The 20,156-nt window shown below is 70.7% G+C and carries 16 protein-coding genes; 11 read left to right on the top strand and 5 right to left on the bottom strand.

What is annotated here, in order from left to right:
- Window positions 1-57: 57 nt before the first annotated feature.
- The gene (locus tag IU476_RS36940) at window positions 58-2,235 is read right to left on the bottom strand and encodes a winged helix-turn-helix domain-containing protein (protein ID WP_195095314.1); all 2,178 of its coding nucleotides are present in this window, start codon (window positions 2,233-2,235) and stop codon (window positions 58-60) included.
- A gap of 534 nt (window positions 2,236-2,769) precedes the next feature.
- On the opposite strand from IU476_RS36940, the gene IU476_RS00165 reads away from it, so the two are divergent.
- From IU476_RS00165 to fni, 8 genes are read left to right on the top strand one after another with little or no spacing between them, the layout of a single operon-like run.
- Window positions 2,770-3,792: a polyprenyl synthetase family protein gene (locus tag IU476_RS00165; RefSeq protein WP_195095312.1), complete on the top strand. Its 1,023-nt coding sequence runs from the start codon at window positions 2,770-2,772 to the stop codon at window positions 3,790-3,792.
- A 29-nt stretch (window positions 3,793-3,821) separates the two neighbouring features.
- Window positions 3,822-4,676, top strand: a complete 855-nt coding sequence (locus tag IU476_RS00160) for a methyltransferase domain-containing protein (RefSeq protein ID WP_195095310.1) — start codon at window positions 3,822-3,824, stop codon at window positions 4,674-4,676.
- Between the two features lie 13 nt (window positions 4,677-4,689).
- Window positions 4,690-5,754, top strand: a complete 1,065-nt coding sequence (locus IU476_RS00155; RefSeq protein ID WP_195095308.1) for a hydroxymethylglutaryl-coenzyme A reductase family protein — start codon at window positions 4,690-4,692, stop codon at window positions 5,752-5,754.
- Window position 5,755: 1 nt separating this feature from the next.
- Window positions 5,756-6,940 (top strand): hydroxymethylglutaryl-CoA synthase, encoded by a 1,185-nt coding sequence (locus IU476_RS00150; protein WP_195095306.1) that lies wholly within the window; start codon window positions 5,756-5,758, stop codon window positions 6,938-6,940.
- Between the two features lie 2 nt (window positions 6,941-6,942).
- Window positions 6,943-7,983 (top strand): mevalonate kinase, encoded by a 1,041-nt coding sequence (mvk, locus tag IU476_RS00145; RefSeq protein WP_195095303.1) that lies wholly within the window; start codon window positions 6,943-6,945, stop codon window positions 7,981-7,983.
- Window positions 7,980-9,017 carry a diphosphomevalonate decarboxylase gene (gene mvaD / locus IU476_RS00140; protein WP_195095301.1) on the top strand — a complete coding sequence of 346 codons (1,038 nt, stop codon included), beginning with the start codon at window positions 7,980-7,982 and terminating at the stop codon, window positions 9,015-9,017. The genes mvk and mvaD overlap by 4 nt, the downstream gene beginning before the upstream one ends.
- Window positions 9,014-10,168: a phosphomevalonate kinase gene (locus tag IU476_RS00135; RefSeq protein ID WP_195095300.1), complete on the top strand. Its 1,155-nt coding sequence runs from the start codon at window positions 9,014-9,016 to the stop codon at window positions 10,166-10,168. Before mvaD ends, IU476_RS00135 begins: the two co-directional genes overlap by 4 nt.
- Entirely contained in the window at window positions 10,165-11,271 is a 1,107-nt protein-coding gene (fni, locus tag IU476_RS00130) for a type 2 isopentenyl-diphosphate Delta-isomerase (protein WP_195095299.1), read from the top strand. Before IU476_RS00135 ends, fni begins: the two co-directional genes overlap by 4 nt.
- A 27-nt stretch (window positions 11,272-11,298) precedes the next feature.
- Here the strand turns inward: fni and IU476_RS00125 are convergent, their stop codons facing one another.
- Window positions 11,299-11,730 (bottom strand): YybH family protein, encoded by a 432-nt coding sequence (locus IU476_RS00125; protein ID WP_195095298.1) that lies wholly within the window; start codon window positions 11,728-11,730, stop codon window positions 11,299-11,301.
- A gap of 11 nt (window positions 11,731-11,741) precedes the next feature.
- Entirely contained in the window at window positions 11,742-12,320 is a 579-nt protein-coding gene (locus IU476_RS00120; protein WP_195095297.1) for an NADPH-dependent FMN reductase, read from the bottom strand.
- Between the two features lie 85 nt (window positions 12,321-12,405).
- Between IU476_RS00120 and IU476_RS00115 the strand changes: the two genes are divergently transcribed.
- Window positions 12,406-13,194, top strand: a complete 789-nt coding sequence (locus tag IU476_RS00115) for a hypothetical protein (protein WP_195095296.1) — start codon at window positions 12,406-12,408, stop codon at window positions 13,192-13,194.
- 56 nt (window positions 13,195-13,250) lie between these two features.
- Here the strand turns inward: IU476_RS00115 and IU476_RS00110 are convergent, their stop codons facing one another.
- Together IU476_RS00110 and IU476_RS00105 are read right to left on the bottom strand one after the other, a co-directional pair.
- Window positions 13,251-13,667 carry a DUF1579 domain-containing protein gene (locus IU476_RS00110; protein ID WP_195095295.1) on the bottom strand — a complete coding sequence of 139 codons (417 nt, stop codon included), beginning with the start codon at window positions 13,665-13,667 and terminating at the stop codon, window positions 13,251-13,253.
- A gap of 113 nt (window positions 13,668-13,780) precedes the next feature.
- On the bottom strand, window positions 13,781-14,389 hold the full coding sequence (locus tag IU476_RS00105) for a TetR/AcrR family transcriptional regulator (RefSeq protein WP_324193795.1): 609 nt from the start codon (window positions 14,387-14,389) through the stop codon (window positions 13,781-13,783).
- A gap of 102 nt (window positions 14,390-14,491) precedes the next feature.
- Between IU476_RS00105 and IU476_RS00100 the strand changes: the two genes are divergently transcribed.
- On the top strand, window positions 14,492-17,230 hold the full coding sequence (locus IU476_RS00100; protein ID WP_195095291.1) for an AAA family ATPase: 2,739 nt from the start codon (window positions 14,492-14,494) through the stop codon (window positions 17,228-17,230).
- A gap of 86 nt (window positions 17,231-17,316) precedes the next feature.
- Window positions 17,317-20,076, top strand: coding sequence for an ATP-binding protein (locus tag IU476_RS00095; protein ID WP_195095289.1), 2,760 nt, complete (start codon window positions 17,317-17,319; stop codon window positions 20,074-20,076).
- The last annotated feature ends 80 nt before the right edge of the window (window positions 20,077-20,156 follow it).

Raw genomic sequence — 20,156 nt, 5'->3', positions numbered from 1 at the left:
GGCCGGAAGCCTATGACAGACATTTGCCGTAGGCCTTCGCCCGCGGCAATCGGCGCCTCACGCGGACTGCTGGGATTCCCGTTCCATCACCAGCGCGACATGCAGCCGCGACGGACAATCCAGCTTGATCATCACCTGCCGGAGATGATTGATCACCGTCCATTCGGCAATGCCGAGCCGAGTAGCGATCATCCGGTTGGTCATCCCCTCCGCCACCAGATGTGCCACCTCCAATTGACGCTTGGTGAGCCGGGAGACCGGGGAGTCGATGTCGGCCGTCGACAGCAAAGGAGTCGCCAGGGCGTAGGCGATGGCCTCGTCGACCTCGCGCAGCGAGTCGAGCGCCGGGTCGGACGGATCGCCGTGTTCGGCAAGGCATTCCAGACCGGCGTCGACCAGGCGCGGCGCGGCGTCCGTCGGCCGCGGGAGCGCGTAGGTGTCCCGGAGCCAGCGGGCGGCGGCCGAGAAGCGCTGGATCTGTTCCGGATACTCCGCACCCACCGCGCGATAGGCGCACACGCAGCCGTCGAGCGCGCCGACCGTCTCGAGCAGATTCGCCTCGGGGTCGGGGGCGCGCAGCACGAGGTGGAACACCTCCAGCGCCCGGTGCGGGGCGTCGGCCCGCAGCAGCGTGCGGCCGAGCGCGTTCAGGACGGTCAACCGGTCGCGCCGCTGGACGAGACCCGCGGCGCGGTCGCGCAGGCTGGACCAGGCGTGGTCGTCGCGCAGCGGAGACTCGCCGAGGTCGGCCAGTTCGCGCGCGAACTCCGCCGCTTCCCGTTCCTCGGGTCCCGGATGCCCGAGCAGCGCTCGATCCAGCTCGGCGCGTGCCCGCCCGTAATCACCGGTCTCGCGGTACGCCGCGCCCAGGTGCGGGGCCACGCGATTCCGGTGGGCCGGGCCGCATTCGGCCGCCTGGATCAGCAGCCGGACCGCGTCCTGGAACCGGCCTGCTCGAAATGCCCAGCGCCCGGCCACTTCCCAGCAGCGCGCCGACACGTCGGCGTCGGCCCGGTCCGGGATCGAGAGCACGATCGCCTCGGCCTCGGCCAGCATGCCCCGGCAGATCCAGGCGTCCTCGAGCGCGGCCAGCAAGCGCACGGCGCGGGCGGCGTCACCGTCCTCGATCAGGAAGTGGACGGTGGCGACCAGGTCGGCGAGCCATCGATCGACCAGCGGCAGGGCGGCGGCGCGGTGCTCGGGCTCCGCCAGCTGCCGCCCGATCTCGAGACCGAGCGTGGACAGGGCCCGGGCCCGCGAGCGCCGGACGCGGGTGCGGATCCGCGGGTCGGCGTTCAGCACTTCGCGGCAGTAGGTACGGGTGAGGCCGGAGATCGCGTAGGTGTAGTGGCCGTCGGCGGCAACGCCCTGGTCGACCAGGCTCCGCGCGACCAGCTCGGAGATCGACTGCGTGGCAGCGTCTTTGCGTTCGCCACAGAGCAGGATCAGTTCTTCGAAGTCGGTCAGCACCTCGGACATCCCGATGTGCAGCAGCATTTCGTAGGTGTAGTCGTCCAGATCGGCCAGGCCCCATTCGACGCATTCGCGAATCGTGCGGTGCCGCTGGGGAATATCGACGTACGGCGACGGCATCAACGGCAGCCCCGCGGTGATCCGCTCCAGGGTGCGCCCGGCCCCGATCCGGCCGATGGTGGTGGCCACCAGTTCCAAGGCCATCGGCACGCCGCCGACCGCGGCGACGATGGCCTCCAGTGTCGCGTGGTCCACCGTGGCGGCCACGCCGCGGCACCGTGTGTCGATGCTGTCGAGCACCAGCCGGGCAGCACCGGACAGGTCCGTCGAGGCGCCGGAGGCACAGGCCAGCGGCCGCACCTTGACCAGACACTCCTGATACATGTCGAGGGCGCGGCGGCTGGTGACCAGGATGAGCAGGTGCGGGTACCGCGACAGCGCGGCGGCGATGTCGCCGGTGATCTCCGCGGCGAGGCGATCGCAGTTGTCCAGCAACAGGATTGCCCGCCGGGGCTCGTCGTCGCCGCGGGTGTGCACGATACGGCAGCAGGTGGCCGCCGCCGCGATCCAGGCGTTGCGCCGGTCGGTGCGCTCGGCGATGTCCACCGCCGCGGTGCGGTAGCCGCGCTCGGCCGCGACCTCGAGCAGAGCCGCGGCCAGCCGGCTCTTGCCCACGCCCGCGATGCCGGTGAGGGTGAGCAGGCGGATCCGGGGATCGGCGATCAAGCGGCCGAGCTCGTCGAGCTCGGAATGTCGATCCACCAGCGCCGGAATACGATAGCCACCGGCTATGCGACTTTCCTCGGGTGCCGAAAAACTGACCGGAGCAACGCTACTGAAAGAATTTTCGACCACTGCGCCTACCTGACTCTCGTACATCTCATAGGACGAAGCCGCACAGACCAGACCCCCTTCGCCCCTGCGCATCTCGACTATATAACAGGCCGGTCGGCAGCCGCCGTCATTCGCGCGCTTCGCGGCCGCCATGACAAGTTCTTGCTGTCCCCGTGCGGAACTCGGGCCCGCCACCCCGCACGGTGCGCGGCCCGGCCGCAGAAAGCTTGCAGCGCTGTCCGTTTCGCTGTGAGGTGCGCCGCGGCCATCACCACGCTGACAAGCTACTGCCAATTCCGTTGCGGCCGCCTCGGATCGGCCGCGCGGATCGGTATCGTCGGTCGCGATATGGCAGGAGCAATTCGAGCACTGTTATCGACGAGGGTCGGCGAACGCTTTTGTGCATCGCGATATCACGCGGCCATGCCGGTCGAATGCACGCCCGCAAAAAAGGTGACGAAAATGGTTGACACTCGCAAAACGCACAACGCCGGCTTCGCGGCGGGCACGCTGTTCAGCGACCCCGAACTCGCCGCCGCGGTGACCCGGGGACTCGCGGCGACGGAAGCCATTCTCGACGACCGCTTCGCGCGGGGACACGATCTGATGATCGAACCGGCCCGGCACCTCTCCGACGCGGGCGGGAAACGCTTCCGCCCGCTGTTCACGATCCTCGCCGCGCAGCTCGGTCCCCGCCCCGAGAGCCCGGACGTGCCGGTTGCCGCGGCGGTCGTGGAATTGATCCATCTGGCCTCGCTCTACCACGACGACGTGATGGACGAGGCCGACCTGCGGCGCAGCGCACCGACCGCCAATGCGTTGTGGGGCAACAACATGGCCATCCTCACCGGCGACTACGTCTTCGCCCACGCCTCCCGGCTGTGCGCGGATCTGGGCGCCGAAGCCGTGGCCATCATCGCCGACACCTTCGGCGAGCTGGTGGCAGGACAGGCGCGGGAGACCGCCGGAGCGCGGCCGGACCAGGACCCGGTGGAACACTATCTGCGAGTGGTGTGGGAGAAGACCGGCGCGCTGATCGCCACCTCGGGCCGGTTCGGCGCGATGTTCTCCGGGGCCGAGCCCGAACAGGTGGAGCGGGTGCGCCGGATGGGTGACGCCATCGGCGTGGCCTTCCAGATCGCCGACGACATCATCGACATCGCCTCCACCGCGGACCAATCGGGCAAGCAGCCCGGCACCGACCTCCGTGAGGGCGTCTACACGCTCCCGGTGCTGTACGCACTGCGCGAGGAGGGTCCCGACGCGGACCGGCTGCGCGACCTGCTGGCCACGCCGCCGTCGCGGGACGCGGAGGTGGCCGAATCCCTTGCGCTGCTGCTGCGTTCGCCCGGCATGAAGCGCGCCCAGGTCGACCTGCGCCGCTACGTCGATCGCGCCTTCGGCGAACTCGACGCGCTGCCCGCCGGTCCCGCGAACGCCGCCCTGCGCAATCTGGTTCATCGCGCCGTCGAACGCGCGTCCTGATATCGACCGGCACGGTGGGAGAGATTTCGATGACGACACCGGATCACGCGCGGATCGCGGACTATTACCGCAAGACCTGGTACGACTATCGCGGCGTCTGGATGAACAAGACGAACCGCGCCATGCACTACGGGTATCGGGACGCCCGCACGGTCGACCACGCCGCCTCGCTGCTGAGGATGAACCACGAATTGGCGACCCTCGCCGGAATCCCGCGCGGCGCCAGGGTGCTCGATGCCGGCTGCGGCGTCGGCGGCTCCTCGATGTGGCTGGCCGAGCGGTACGACGCCACGGTCGTGGGCATCACGCTGAGCGAGTTCCAGGTCGGCAAGGCGCGCGGCTACGCGGCCGAGCGGTCGCTCTCGCAGCGAGTGGAGTTCCGGTCGGCCGACTACAGCGACACCGGATTTCCCGACGACTCCTTCGATGTCGTCTGGGCGCAGGAAAGTGTCTGCTACGCCCGCGACAAGGGCGATTTCCTGCGCGAGGCGTTCCGTGTGCTGCGGCCGGGCGGCCGGGTGGCCGTGGAGGACGGCTTCCGGTTCCGCCGCGATCTCCCGGCGCGCGACGAGGCGCTGATTCTCGACTGGGCCGATGCGTGGGCCTTCCCCGATCTCGACACGATCGACGAATTCCGCACGTCGGCAAAGGAAGCGGGCTTCGTCGACATCGTCGATCGCGATGTGACCACGCACGCGATGCGCTCCGCACGCCGGCTGCGCCGGGCCGCGGGCCTCTTCGCCGGACCGTCGTGGCTCGCCTGCAAGGCCGGTCTGCGTCCCCGCGAGGCGCATCGCAACCTGATCGGCGCCCGGCGGCAGTGGGACGTCCTCGGCGGCGGCCTGTGCGGCATCTCGCTGGTCGCCGCCCGCAAGCCGGAATAGCGGGAGTCCGTCGATGACCGACATCGAACACCGGGCCGGGGTGGCCGCCGTCCCGCTGCGGTGGGTGGGCCCGATCAAGATCACCGGTAATGTGCTGGACGAATCCGTCGAGGTTCCGATGGCGACCTACGAGTCGCCGCTGTGGCCGTCGGTGTCGCGGGGCGCCAAGATATCCCGGCTCTGCGACCGCGGCGTCGTCTGCACGCTGGTGGACGAGCGCATGACCCGGTCGGTACTGCTGGAGGCCGACGACGCGGGTACCGCACTGGCGGCCGTCCGCCGGCTCCGGGCCACGAGGGCCGACCTGCGCCGGATCGTCTCGGAATGCAGCCGGTACGCGGAACTGCTGGACATACATCACCAGATCGCCGGCAATCTGCTGTTCCTGCGCTTCGAATTCGCTACCGGCGACGCGGCCGGACACAATATGGCGACGCTCGCCGCCGATTCCCTGCTGACCCACATCGTGCACACGATCCCCGGATTGCACTACGAATCGGTGTCGGGGAACTTCTGCACCGACAAGAAGGCGTCCGCGGTCAACGGCATCCTCGGTCGGGGCAAGAACGTGGTCGCCGAAATCCTGATTCCGCGCACCGTGGTGGAGAATCGGCTGCACACCACCGCGCGCCGGGTGGCCGACCTCAACGTCCGCAAGAACCTGATCGGGACGAATCTGGCCGGCGGCGTCCGCACGGCGAACGCGCACTACGCGAACATGCTGCTCGCGGTCTACCTGGCGACCGGGCAGGACGCGGCCAATATCGTCGAGGGTTCGCAGGGCATCACCTACGCCGACGACCGGGACGGCGATCTCTATTTCTCGTGCACGCTGCCGAATCTCGTCGTCGGCACCGTCGGCAACGGCAAATCGCTGGATTTCGTCACCGCGAATCTCACCCGGCTGGGGTGCCGCGCGGACCGCGAGACCGGCGCGAACGCCCGCCGGCTCGCCGTGGTGATCGCGGCCTCGGTGCTGTGCGGCGAGCTGTCGCTGCTGGCGGCCCAGACGAATCCGGGGGAATTGATGCGGACCCATCTGCATTTCGAACGCTCGCCATCGGACAGGGAGAACTGAAGTGGCCGTTGCGGTAGGGATACACGACATCGCGCTCGCGACCGGGCATTACGCGATGGACCTGGCCGAGTTGGCGGTCCGGCACGGGGTCGCGGCCGACAAGTACTACATCGGCCTGGGCCAGCATCGCCAGACCGTTCCGGCCGCCGACGAGGACATCGTCACCATGGCCGCCGCCGCGGCCCAGCAGATCGTGGCCGAGCACGGCGCCAACGACATTCGCACCGTGCTACTGGCCACCGAGACCGGTGTCGACCAGTCCAAGGCGGCCGCGGTCTACGTGCAGGAGCTGCTGGGGTTGCCCTCGTGCACCCGGGCCGTGGAGCTGAAGCAGGCCTGCTACGGCGGCACGTCGGCGCTGCAATTGGCCGCCGGGCTCGTGCACCGCGATCCCGGCCACCGGGTGCTGGTCCTCGCCAGCGATATCGCGAAGTACGACGTCGACTCCGCCGGCGAGGCCACCCAGGGCGCGGCCGCCGTGGCGATGCTGGTGTCGGCGGATCCGGCCGTGGCGGTGCTCGAGCCCGGATCGGGTCTCTACACCGCCGACGTGCAGGATTTCTGGCGACCCAACTATCGGACGACACCGGTGGTGGACGGCAAGCTGTCGGTGTCGGTCTATCTCGAGGCGGTCGAGCAGGCCTGGAAGGACTACGAGGCGCACGGCGGCCGATCGCTCGGCGAGTTCGCGGCCTTCTGCTACCACCAGCCCTTCACCAAGATGGCCTACAAGGCCCACAGCCGACTGCTCGAGATCAACGGCGTCGCCCCGGACCGCCTGCGCCTGGACGCGGATCTCGCGCACTTCACCGTGTACAACCGCATGATCGGCAACAGTTACACGGCGTCGTTGTTCGTGGGCCTGCTGTCGCTGCTCGACCACGCGGAGGATCTGAGCGGCCGTTCGGTGGCGCTGCTGAGCTACGGATCCGGTTGTGTGGCGGAGTTTTTCGGGATGTCGGTGGTGCCGGGCTACCGGGAGCGCCTGCGCACCGCCGCCAATCAGGCGGCCATCGCGCGGCGGGAGCCCGTCGGCTACGAGCGGTATCGGCAGCTCCGGGAGGCCGAGTTGCCCGAGGACGGTTCGTCGTTCACGCTGGAGTCGCGCGGCGCCGGTCCCTTCCGGCTGCACGCGGTGCGCGAGCATTCGCGTATCTATCAGGCGCGCCGGTTGATTCGGGTATGACGATGACCGCAGGACGATCGCGGCCCTGCGGCCGCTGGCTGCTGCCGAGCGTCCGATCGATGCTAGCCGGCCGGGCGGGCGTCCCGGCCACCGGCGACAGCGCGACCGGAACCGGCCGCGCCGCCGCCAAACTGATCCTGTTCGGCGAGCACGTGGTGGTCTACGGCCGGCCGGCCATCTCGATGCCCGTGCCGGAGTTGGCGGCGACCGCCACCGCCCGCCGGTCGAAGGGTCCGGTCGTGATCGAGTCGACGCACCGGGCGGGCCAGGGGCTCACCTCCCGGTTCGGTGACACCGCGGTGTCGCGGGTGGCGGTGTCGGCGGTCTGCACGCACCTGCGGACGCGGGACAGGGGCTTGGTTCTCACCGTGCGCAGCGCCATCCCGCCCGCGCGCGGGCTCGGCTCCAGCGCGGCCATCGCGGCGGCGATCATCGAGGCGGTAGCGGACCTGGGCGGCCGGAAGCTGGCCGACGACACGCTGTTCACGCTGATCCAGGAATCGGAGGCGCTCGCGCACGGCAAGGCCAGCGGGGTCGACGCGCGCACCGTCATCGGCTCGGGCGGGCCGCTGTGGTTCCACGACGGTGCGGTGCGGCCCCTCGCGGTCGCCGACGGCCCCCACTACCGGCCCGTCCTCGTGGTCGCCGACACCGGCGTGGCGGGCAGTACCCGGCGGGCCGTCGCCACGGCGCGACGCCGCCTGGCCGCGCTGGGCGCCGAGGGCACCGAGCTGTTGGATCGCGTGGCCATCCTCACCGCGGGCGCGGCCGAGGATCTCCAGCACGGCCGGTGGACCGAACTGGGACACGCCATGACCGTCAACCAGGGTCTGCTGCGTCGGCTCGGCGTCAGCTGCCCGGCGATCGACACGCTGGTGGCGGCCGCGCTGGACGGCGGCGCCCTGGGCGCCAAGCTGTCCGGCGGCGGGCTCGGCGGCTGTATCATCGCCCTGGCCGCCGATCCCGACGCCGTCGAGCGGGCGTTGCACACCGCGGGCGCACCGCACTGTTTCCGCGTCCCGCTGCACCCGGTGCGCGAATGACCGGCGAACCTGTTGCGGCGGTGGCCAATCCGAACATCGCGCTGATCAAGTACTGGGGCAAGCGCGACGAGGCCCTGCATCTGCCGACCACCACCAGCCTGTCGCTGACCCTGCGGGAGTTTCCGACCACGACCACCGTGACGGTGGTGTCGGAGCTCGGGAGCGACCGGGTTTCCGTCGCCGGTGAGCCGGCGCCCGATGCCTTCGCGGGCCGCGTGTCCCGCTTCCTCGATCTCGTGCGCGAACTGTCCGGTGACCGCCGGAACGCGGTGGTGGACACCGTGAATACCGTCCCGACCGGAGCCGGGCTGGCCTCCTCCGCGGCGGGCTTCGCCGCCCTGGCGACCGCCGCGTCGGCCGCCTACGGGCTGGACCTGGACCGGGCGGCCCTGTCCCGCTTGGCCCGCCGCGGGTCCGGCAGCGCGGCCAGATCGATCTGCGGCGGTTTCGCGGTGTGGTGGCGCGGTGACGGCCTGGGTGCGGCGGGTGATCGAAGCAGTTTCGCCGAGCCGATCGACGCGCCGCTGGTGACACCGGCGTTGGTCGTGGCGGTGGTGGACGATCGCGAGAAACGGGTATCCAGCCGGGAAGCCATGCGCCGCACCGTATCCACCTCGCCGTTCTACCGGCCGTGGGTCGAGACCTCGGCCCACGACCTGAGCCGGATGATGTGCGCGCTGCGTGCCGGCGACCTGGCGACCGTCGGCGAGATCGCCGAGGCGAACGCGCTCGGCATGCACGCGACCATGCTCGGCGCCCGCCCGGCCGTCCGCTATCTGGCCCCCGCGTCGCTGCGGGTGCTGGACCGAGTGCTGGCGTTGCGCGCCGCGGGTATCGGGGCCTGGGCCACCATGGACGCCGGGCCGAATGTGAAGGTGCTCTGCGATCGGCGGGACAGCGCGGTGGTCGCGGAGGCGATCGCCGAGGTGGCCGGGGAGCCGGGGCGGGTGGTGGTGACCACCTCCGGGCCCGGTGCCGCACTGGCCGAGCGCAGGTCCGCGAGCGCGGGCGCCGGACCGAACGGGCTGCGATGATCGTCGTCGATGTTCCCGGCAAGCTCTATGTCGCAGGCGAATACGCGGTGCTGGAGCCGGGCAGCCCGGCCGTCCTGATCTGTGTCGACCGCTATGTGCGGGCGCGGCTGCGGATGACCGGAGCGGCGCGTCGCACCATCACGAGCGGCCACCTTCCCGACCGTGCTGTCGAATTCGTCCGTCGTGGAATGCTTTTCGAACCCGTGCCGCACGCGGACACCGCGGGACCGACCCACGTGCTGGCGGCGCTGGCCGCGGTGGACCGCTACGCCGCGGAAGCCGGTCGCGAACCGGTGGGGTTCGATCTGGATATCGACTCGCAGCTCGACGATTCGGTGACCGGGCGCAAATTCGGGCTCGGCTCCTCCGGGGCGGTCACGGTCGCCGTCGTGCGGGCCGCGGCCCGGGCGTACCGGCTGTCGCTGGATGCGGAGGCGGAGTTGAAACTGGCGCTGCTGGCGACCTTCTCGGTGGATCCGCACTGTTCCGGTGGCGACGTCGCGGCGTCGGCGCGCGGCGGATGGGTGTACTACCGCACACCCGATCGGGCGGCGCTGGCCGCGGCGCTGCGGCGACCCGGTCACTCGCTCGCGGCGCTGGTGACGCGAGCGTGGCCGCTGCTGGAGGCCCGGTCGATACGGCCGCCGCGAGAGCTGTCGTTGCAGGTGGGCTGGGTCGGCCGGCCGGCTCGCTCGAGCGCTCTGGTGCAGGCGATGAAACGTGCTGTGGCGGAACATCCTTCGGAGTACCGGCAATTCGTCGCCGCGAGTGGGCACTGCGTCGACGAGTTGGCGGCGGGGTGCGACCGTGCCGACCCGCGCGCGATCACCGGCGCGCTGGCCACCGCCGGGCGGCTGCTGCGCGGTTTGACGGCCCTGTCCGGAGTGGCGATCGAGAGCCCCGAACTGACCCGGTTGCGCCGCATCGCCGAGGAACTCGGCGCCGTGGCGAAGAGTTCCGGTGCGGGCGGCGGCGACTGCGGGATCGCGCTGGCCGATCCGGCCGTGGCGCCCACGCTGCGGCGGCGTTGGCGCGACGCCGCCATCGAACCGCTGGATCTCCGCGTGCATCAACCGGTTCCGAAGGTTCCGGAGCGATGCGGGCCGGACCCCGCGCCGACGAATCCCGCAGTGACGAAGGGAAATAGGTGACCTACGCCAGCCGCAAAGACGACCACGTCCGGCTCGCCGTCGCACAGCAACGCGCCTGCGCGGGCGAGCACCGGCGCAGTCCGTTCGACGACATCACCTTCGTACACCACGCGCTGCGCGGCACCGCCGAGGACAGGGTTTCACCGGCCACCGAGGTGGGCGGCGCGCGGTGGCGGGCGCCGCTGTACATCAACGCGATGACCGGCGGCAGCGCCCGCACCGGCGAGATCAACCGCGCCCTGGCGATCGCGGCCCGCGAGACCGGCGTGGCGATCGCGTCCGGCTCGATGAGCGCGTACCTGGCCGACGACTCGGTGGCCGAGACGTATCGCGTGCTGCGGCGGCACAATCCGGACGGCTACCTGATCGCCAACGTCAATGCCCATGCGACGCCGCGGCTGGCGGCGCGAGCCATCGATCTGCTGCGAGCCGACGCCTTGCAGATACACGTCAACGCCGTGCAGGAGATCGTGATGCCCGAAGGCGACCGGGACTTCTCGGCCTGGCCGCGCAATATCGCCGAGCTTGCCCGGACGGTCGGCGTCCCCGTCATCGTCAAGGAGGTCGGCTTCGGCATCAGCGGTGACACCGTCGCCCGGCTGGCGGATCTGGGTGTGCGGATCGTCGACGTCTCCGGCCGGGGCGGAACCGATTTCGCCTCGATCGAGAACGCCCGGCGACCCGGCTCCGAGTTCGGCGCCCTGAGCGGCTGGGGCCAATCCACCGCGGCCTGCCTGATCGACGCGGCGGAGCCGGCCCGGCGACACGACGTCGCGCTGCTCGCGTCCGGGGGCGTCCGGACACCCCTGGACGTGGTGCGCAGCCTGGCGCTCGGAGCCCGGGCGGTGGGGGTCGCCGGCCACTTCCTCTCGGTGCTCGAAGCCGGCGGCGTCGAGGCTTTGATCGCGGAGATCGACGACTGGCTCACCCAGATCCGGCAGGTGATGGTGATTCTGGGCGCCGACTCCGTCCCCGCGCTCGCGCACACCGACGTGCTGCTGACCGGCGAGCTCGCCGAGCACTGCCGGTTGCGCGGCATCGACCCGGCCGGGTACGCCCGGCGCTCCGACCCCGCGCGACTCGTCCTCGAGCGAAACCCCTAGCGCCGCTTCGGAAGCCCCGGCACACCGTCAGGGCTCCAGGTCGACCACCCCTCTGCCGGTCGCGAGGTCGAACGGTACCGAGACCTGGTCGTGCGCGATCAGCCAGACGCCGTCGATCTTGCGCATGCCGTAGGTGACGCGCACCCACATGCCCTTCGCCGGCACTCCGTCCTTGGTGGTGCCGCTGAGGCGGGCGAAGGCGTGGCCGAACGCGACCTCCTCGCCGAGGGTGAAGGTGAGGTCGCGGATCTCGTAGTCGACGGTTTCGAAGAACATGAACACCTTCGCCCAGTTCTCGAGTTTCGCGGCGATCCCGACATGCTGGAGCGGCGGCTCGACGTCGAAGGACACGACATCGGTGGTGTAGGCCTGCCGGACGGCCTCGAGGTCCTTGGCGCGCAGGCCCTCGATCACCTTGTCGATCGAGCGGCGGAGTTCGGCATCGGTGGAGACGGTCATGATGGGGCTCCTCAGTGGTCGGCGAGAACGGTGTCGGCGCGCAGCGGGGCGAGCGCGGCGCTCCAGGCGAGCAGTTGGTCCAGGGTTCGGCCCAGGGCGGCGGCATGGTGCTCGCGGGGCGTGAAGGTGGTGTGGTTCTCGAAATCGGTGAGCAGCGAGATCTCCACCGGGCGGCTCACATCGGCCATGCCCAGCGAGCCGCACACCACCCGCAACTGCGCCACCGCGCGGGCGCCGCCGCTCACGCCGTAGGAGACGAATCCCACCGCCTTGTCGGCCCATTCGCCGCACACGTGGTCGATGGCGTTCTTCAGCACTCCGGGCATGCCGCCGTTGTACTCCGGGGTGACGATCACGAAGCCGTCGAAGGCGGCGATCCGCGCGGCCCACGCGCGCGTGTGCTCGTGGATCGACGGCCCGGCCATCGGCGGTGCGGGCTCGTCCAGATGCGGCAGCGAATGCTCGCGGAGATCGATCCGCTCGTACTCGGCGTCGCCGCGCCGCGTCGCGCTCTCCAGCACCCACTGCGCGACTTGCGGACCCCTGCGATTGGGCCGGGTGCTGCCGAGGATGATGCCGATCCTGATCATTGTCCAACTCCTGCTTCGGCGGAAAGTGTCTCGACCTACCGACGACACAGCCCGCCGAAATGTCAGGCGGGCCTACGCTTGCCCTGTGAAACCACTGCTGCCCGCGGCGGGCGGGCGTTACAGCTGGGAGATCGTGGGCTCGGGCCGCGACGGCGAGCGCCCGGTCGACTCCGGACACGGCGAGTTGGGCACCCCCGACCCCGTGACCGGGCGCACCTGCGAGACCTACGTGGAGGTCGGCACCGCCGTGTTCGACCAGATCGCGGACGAGATCGTCGCGGAACACCGCTACGAGGTGCTGGAGGCGCGTCTGGAAGGACGTCCGGACCCGGACCCGCCGCTCGACCGGATCAGGTTGCTCGTGTGCGATCACGAAGGCGTCGAGAAGCTGTCCGCGACAGCGGCTTTGAGCTGCCCCGCGATCACCGGCGACGACGTCGAGAGTTATCGCAGGGAGCAGGCGCTGATCGAGAAGCGCGAGGCGCGCCGCCGCGAGCGCCGCGACCGGGCGATCGCCGCGGGCACCGCCGCGCCGCCGGGCGCACCGGCCGACCCGCGGCTGCGCGGGCTGATCAACACGCTGCGGGTCGAGGCCGCGACCGTGCGCGAGGAGGTGCCCGACGCCGACCACTGCCGCGAGCAACTGTTCCTCGCGCAGGCCACCGTGCGCGCGGCGACCGAGGCCGAGGAGCGCGCACGCTACGGCGGCACACCGGCCGAACTCGAGCACGCCCGCGCCTACATCGCGCGCTGGACACCCCGCATCGAACGCTGGGCGGCGATCCTGGAACTCACCACCGAGGCCTACGCCGACGCCGACGCGGTCGACGACCTCGCCGACCGCATCAGCCTCCAACCCCCGGTCGACCCGTGAACCCGCGGGCGTCGGCGGTCACTCGCGCGGCCGTTTCCCCTTGCGGCCGTGCGGTTTCAGACCCGGCGCATGGTGGCGTCGTACTCGGCGTCGGCCATGTCCGGCCGATCGGGGTCGGGCCGCCAGGTGCCGGCGATGGTGGCGCCGTCGGGGCTGATGGTGCCGGTGTAGGTCATACCGAGACCGGCGTGGACCAGGGTGTCTCCGTCGCGGCGCCACCGATAGTCCAGCGGGGCGCCCGCGCCGGAATACACGTGCGCGGCGAAGCCCGACCCGGTGTCGTCGGGCCAGATCAATTCCAGGCTGTGGATTTCCGTGCCGCCGATCCGCATGCTCCCGCTCAGAGACAGCATCTGCCCGTTCAGGATTCGCGTCGCGGTGAGTTCCCCGGCGACATCGTCGTGTTCGGATTTCTTCGTGCGCCCGGTGAGTTTCCAGGAGCCGACCAGTACCTCGAGATCGCTGATACCCATGTTCTTCCTCGCTCGAATAGTTCGTCCGGGCCCTGTAGCGGCCCCTCTCATTCCGTAGGTCGAACGAGAACTCCGGAGATCGACACGGCGGCCCGGAGACGAGCGCCGAGGCCCTACCGATCTCGGCTCGGCTCGATTCCGAGTACCACCTGAAGTTGGCGGGCCCACCAGCGCACCTGGGCGTGCGAATCGTCGGCGTCGGGGCCGACCAGACCGGCGCTGCGCCGGAAGTCCTTGCCGTACAGGACCTCCGTCGCCATCGCCTGGTGCAGGGCCGCGACGGCGAGCTGGGTGTCGTGCCGGGAACTTCCGGAGGGCCGGAGCCGGTGCAGCGCGTCGACGACGGAATCGAGCATGCCCGTATTGGTATCCCGCCACCCGGCCGCGTGCAGCGCCACCGCGAGATCTCCTAAACCACTGCGGTACAAGCCTTCCAGCGACTCGACGAGTTCGAGCAGATCCGCGTCCCGCTCCCGCCACGCGGTGAGCACCTCGTCGAGTTCGGCGCGCAACCGGTGCCCGCCGTACCGGAGGAGTTCGGCGAGCAATTGCTCGCGATTGCCGAAATGATGCGTCACCCCGGCGTCGGTCATGCCGACCCGGGCGGCCACCGCGCGCACCTGCACGGCGGCGACGCCGCCTTCGGCGAGCAACGCGGACGCGGCGTCGAGAATCAGCCGGCGCGATTCCTCCGGCGGGCGCCGGGTCCTCGAGACGGTCACGACCACGAATCCTACTTCCACTGGCCAACACCACTCGCGACCACCTAACATTGAGCCGTCAAGGTAAGGAGAAGAGCCTCGCGTGATTCGGCATGCGGCACGGTGACCGGCAACCCCGGGCCGGTGTTGCACGGACGGGAGAACGAACGCGCCCTGTTGCGAGACCTGCTGCGGCGAGCCGTCGGCGGCCACGGCGGCGCCGCGCTGGTGCACGGGGATCCGGGCATCGGGAAGAGCGCGTTGCTGAACGATGCGGTGCACCGGGTTTCGGGCCTGCGCGTGCTGCGCGTGTCGTGTGTCGAACCGGAGTCCGATCTCGGTTACGCGATGTTGCATCGGCTGCTCACACCGGCGCTCGCCATGCTCGATCGGCTGCCCGCACCGCAGGCCGGTGCCCTGCGCACCATCTTCGGGCTGGCGCCCGGCGCGACGCCGGACCGTTTCCTGGTCGGTCTGGCGACGCTGTCGCTGATCTCCGAGCTGGCCGAGGAGCGGCCGCTGGCGTTCCTGGTCGATGACGCGCACTGGGCCGACCGACCCTCGCGGCACGTGCTCGGGTTCGTGGCGCGTCGGCTGGCGACCGAACCGGTCGCCCTGCTGATGGCCACGCGCGACGGGCCCGGCGCGCTCGCGGACAGCGGCACCCTCGAAGTACCGGTGACCGGCCTGGACCGGGCGTCGGCGCGGGAAGTGCTGCGCGCGGGGCCGGGTGCGGAGCTGTCGCCGTACCAGCAGGAAACCGTTCTGAACGCGGCGGTCGGCAATCCGCTGGCGCTGCGGGAACTTCCGGCCGCCGTCCTGCGCGCGAATGTCGCGACGGAGTTGCTGCCGCTCGCGGAGGAACTGCGGCACGCGTTCCTGTTCCGGGTGCGCCAGCACGACGAGCACATCCAGCGGCTCATGCTGCTGGTCGCGGCCGACGGCCATGCCCGGGGCGAGGTGCTGCGCCGTGCCCTCGCCGTGCTGGATCCGGCGGTGGACTGGCACGACATCGACTTCGGCGCGTTCGACGATCTGCTCGTCGTCGACGAGAACTCGGTGGTGGCGTTCCGTCACCCGCTGATTCGCTCGGCGGTCTACAGCGGCGCGGATTCCGCCGCACGGCGCCGGGCGCACGGCGCGCTGGCCGCGGCGTTGCGCGGCGACGGCGATGTGTCCGAACGGCGCGCGTGGCATCTGGGCTGGGCCACCGACGGCGAGGACGAGGCGGTCGCCCGGGAACTGGAGCGCTCGGCCTACCGTGCCGCCCGGGTCAGTTCGGCGACCGCCGCGGCGCTGCTCGCGCGGAGCGCGGAACTGAGCGCGCCCGGCCCGCTACGGTCGCGCCGGCGCTTCGAATCGGCTGCCGCGTGGTGGACCAGCGGCGACTTCGACCGCGCCGCAACGATGTCGGCGGGCGGCGCGCGTGCGGAGCCGCGGCGGTGGGACGTCACCTGGTTGTCGGCGTCGCTGGAACTGCACGTCGGCGATCCGGCCGCCGCGCTGCCGTTGCTGCGGCCGGTTCTCGTTCCGGCGGCCGAGGCGAACATTTCGCTGGCCCTGCCGCTGCTGGTGCTCTTCGACGAGGCCGCCTACTGCGCCGATGCCGATGTGTGGGCCCAGTTCGCCGCGGCGGCGGAACGGCTCGCGCCGGTCGGCGACGGGATCGAGAACGTGCTCGCCCGGCTCCTGCGCGGCGGCTGCCGGGTCCGTGCCGGGTCGGCGGCCGGATTGGCGCCCGGTGACCTCGACGCGGTGGAGCAGCTGAGCGATCCGGCCCACCTGTGGTGGGCCAGTGGCTTCATGCTGAGTCTCGGGCACAAGGATCGCGCGCGGCGGTTGAGCCGGCTCGCCATGCAGCAGGCCCGGCGGCGCGGCGCGGCGGTGTTTCTGCCGTGGGCCCTGTGGCGGGTGGCCGACGACGATGTCGCGGCCGGCCGGTTCCGCTCGGCGGAGGCCTTCGCCGAGGAAGGCCGCCAGTTCGCGACGGAGACCGGACAGGTCAACGCGGGCCTGGCGCTGCGCGGCTCGCTCGCGGTGCTCGACGCGCTGCGCGGCCGGGCCGAACCGGCCCGGCGACGCGCGCTGGAGGTGATCGAGGAGGGCACCTCGCGCGGCATGAAAGGCGCTGTGGCCGCGGCACATCGGGCGCTCGGGCTGGTCGATCTCGCCGCCGGACGCCCCGAACAGGCGCTGGCACACCTGCGCTCGCGACCGGACGGGTCCTATCTGCCCCTCGCGATGGCCAACGTCCCCGACCTGGTCGAGGCGGCGGTGCAGGCGGATCGGCGTGACCTGATCGCCGAACCCGTCGCGGCGTTCAACCGGTGGGCCGACGCCGTCGATCTGCCGGAGCTGAGCGCCCTGGCCGCCCGGTGCCGGGCACTGCTCGCCGCGCCGGACACCGCGACCGACGAGTTCCGGCGGGCGCTGGCCTTGCACGCGCAGGTCGATCAGCCGTTGGAGCAGGCGCGAACTCAGCTTCTGTTCGGCCGATACCTGCGCCGCGAACGCCGCCCGACGGAGGCCCGCGCTCCGCTGCGCTCCGCGGCGGAGACCTTCGAGTCGCTGCAAGCGGTCGTGTGGGCGGACCGGGCCCGGCAGGAACTGCGGGGCGCGGGCGAAACCCCGAGGGGCTTCCCGCTCGACGACTCGACGCCCCTCACCGCGCAGGAGTCCCGGATCGCCGATGCCGTCGCCGCCGGACTCACCAACCGCGAAATCGCGGCCCAGCTATTTTTGAGCCCGCGCACGGTCGAATATCATCTGCGCAAAGTATTCGTCAAGATGCGGGTGAGTTCACGCGCCGAGCTCACCCGAACCATTCTGGAACTCCGCGGCACGAAACGTGGCCGAAAATAGCAGGTTGGGACCCGGCGGCGGCACATCCGAAAAACTTCCCGGAGCTGGCGAATATTGCGGAGACAGAGTCCGGTTAGCCTGGTCGGGTGTTATTGGGACGCGAAAACGAACTGGCGGCACTTGCCGCACTGCACGAAAGCGCACGCACCGGCCACGGCGCGGCCGTGCTCGTGCACGGCGAGCCGGGAGTCGGGAAAAGTGCGCTGCTCGAAGAATTCGTCGCGGCCGCTTCCGGGCCGTGTGTGCTGCGCGCGGCCGGCGTGCCGCCCGAATCGCGTTTCGGTTATGCGACGCTCCATCAATTGCTGCTGCCGGTATCGGGCCGGGCCGATCGGTTGCCGGCGCCGCTGGCGAGCGCGCTGCGGGTGGTTTTCGGGCTCGCGGAAGGCCCGGCACCGGACCGGTTCCTCGTCAGCCTGGCCACGTTGTCCCTGCTCGCGGAGCTGGCACGCGAACATCCCGTGGTGTGTTCGGTCGACGACGTCCACTGGATCGACGAGCCTTCGCGCAATGTGCTCGAGTTCGTCGCACGGCGGCTGGACAGCGAGCCGATCATGCTCGTGCTGGCGGCGAGATCGGACGGCCGCCGGCCGTTCGCCATTTCGGGTGTGCACGATATGCCGGTGCGCCCGCTGGATAATTCGGCGGCCCGCCGACTCCTACGTGAGCGAAGCATTTCGCCGTTGTCACCGGAACAGCAGGACGCCGTCCTGGCAGCGACCGGCGGCAATCCGTCGGCAATTATCGAATTTCCGGCCGAGGCCGTGCGGAATACCCTCTGGACGGATACTCCGTTACCGCTGACCGACACGTTGAGAACAGCCTTCGGAGAGCGGATACAGCAATACTCGTCGCCGAAACAACGGTTACTGCTCTTGGCCGCGACCGCCGGTCGGATACGGCGTGATGTGCTGGCGCGCGCGGCCGCCGAGATCGGTGAGTTCTCGCTGACGGAATTGGACGAGTCGGACGATCTCATTGCCGAAACGGATGTGGGGACGATCACCGTCCGCCACCCGCTGGTGCGCTCGGCCGTCTATCACGGCGCTCTGGCGGCCGATCGCAGGAATGCGCACCGGGCGCTGGCCGCGGCGCTGCGCGCCGCCGGAGAGGAGGACGAGCGGTACGCAGGGCATCTGGCTCGATCGGTGGACGCCCCGGACGACGAGATCGCCGAGCAGCTCGACCGCGCGGCGCGCCGGGCCGCTCGGGTCGCCTCGAAGACCTCGGCCGCACTGTTCGCTCGCGCGGGTGAATTGAGCACGGCCGGGCAGTCTCGCGCCCGGCGGATCCACCGATCCGCGGTCGCCTGGTGGAACAGTGGCGACGTCGACCGGGCGGAACTCCTTCTGCAACTGGCCGACTCGGGAGAATCGGCCGGTAATGCGTTGCACCGGAACACGATCGGACTGCGAGCGCTGATAGAGCTGCGTACCGGGATTCCGGCGGACGCGGTGGCCATGGTGCGCCCGCTGCTCCCCCAGGCGCTGGAAGCCGATCCGCGGCAGGCGATTCCGCTGCTGTTGCTGTTCGACGAGGCCTGCTACCACGCGAATACGCCGGTTGCCGCGGAGATCGTGGACGCCGTCGAACGTCTGCCGCTCGCCGGCACCGATGCCCGCACCGCGTTGCTCCGGTTGTTCCGTGGCGTGCACCGGCGGCGACGGGGACTGACCGGTGCCGCGTCACCCGCGGACATGGAGATCGTGGAGACGTTCAGCGATCCCGTCATGCTCTGCTGGGCGAGCCGAATCCTGCGGGATCTGGGCGATCGGGAACGCGCGCGGCGACTGAATCGTGAGGCCGTGCGGATCGCCCGGAGCACCGGCGCCACCGGCATTGTCGTGTGGGCCCTGCAGGACACGGTCGGTGACGATATCGCCGACGGGCGATTCCGCGCGGCGGAGGCGGCCGCGGCGGAGGGCTATCGGCTCGCCGAGCGGATCGGGCACTGCAACGTGAAATGCTGGCATCGCGGTGCGCTGGCAGTGCTGGCCGCGTGCACTGGGCGACGGCAGCGCGCCCACGAACTCGCGTACGACGTGCTGGCCGAGGCGGTGCCGCGACGCCTCGGGGATCTCGTCCTGACCGCCCGGCGGGCCCTCGGTCTGCTCGACCTGGCCGCCGGCCGGCCGGATTCCGCGCTGACGAGTCTCCAGCCACCCAACGGATTCGCGCATCCGGACATCCTGCTCACGTACACGCCGGATCTGGTCGAGGCCGCTGTGCACGCGCGCGAACCCGATCTGGCCGCCGAATTTCTCGAGCCGCTGCTGCGCCGGGTGGCGTCGGCGGTACAGCCGGAAGCGGCGGCCGTGGCAGCGCGCTGCCGAGCCCTGGTCGCCACTCCCGACACGGCCGACGCCGAGTTCCGGCGGGCACTCGCCTTGCACGAGCGCGGCGGTCGGCCGCTGGAATACGCGCGTACACGTCTGTTGTACGGCGAATATCTGCGCCGCCGACGGCACCGAGCGGAGGCGCACGGGCCGCTGCGGGCGGCCCTCGACACCTTCGAGGCGCTCGGCGCCGCCGTGTGGGCCGACCGTGCCCGCGCCGAATTACGCGCTCTGGGAGAGACTTTCGGGCTTCCGGAGATCCGGATCACCGCACTGACGCAGCAGGAGACACGCATCGTGGACGCCGTCACCAGCGGCTCCACCAACCGGGAGATCGCGGCGCAGCTGGTCTTGAGCGCGCGGACGGTCGACCACCACCTCCGCAAGATCTTCGGCAAGCTGGGCGTGAAATCGCGCAGCGAACTCATTCGCGTGGTCCTCGATCCGCGTTACGGCCGCCGGGTCGAGCCGGAAGGCCCGGCGGCCGTCAACGCTTCCTGGGTCAGTTGACGATCGGAAGTCCGGATCTGTCGAATTCGATCGCGCGGACTTGCCGGGCCGCGTCATCGAGCCGCTGTGCCGACATCGCC

It is taken from the genome of Nocardia blacklockiae, assembly GCF_015477355.1.
GTDB classification, from domain to species: Bacteria; Actinomycetota; Actinomycetes; order Mycobacteriales; family Mycobacteriaceae; genus Nocardia; species Nocardia blacklockiae.
The sequence above is the reverse complement of the archived record's forward strand: the minus strand, read 5'-3'. Positions and strand labels throughout refer to the sequence as shown.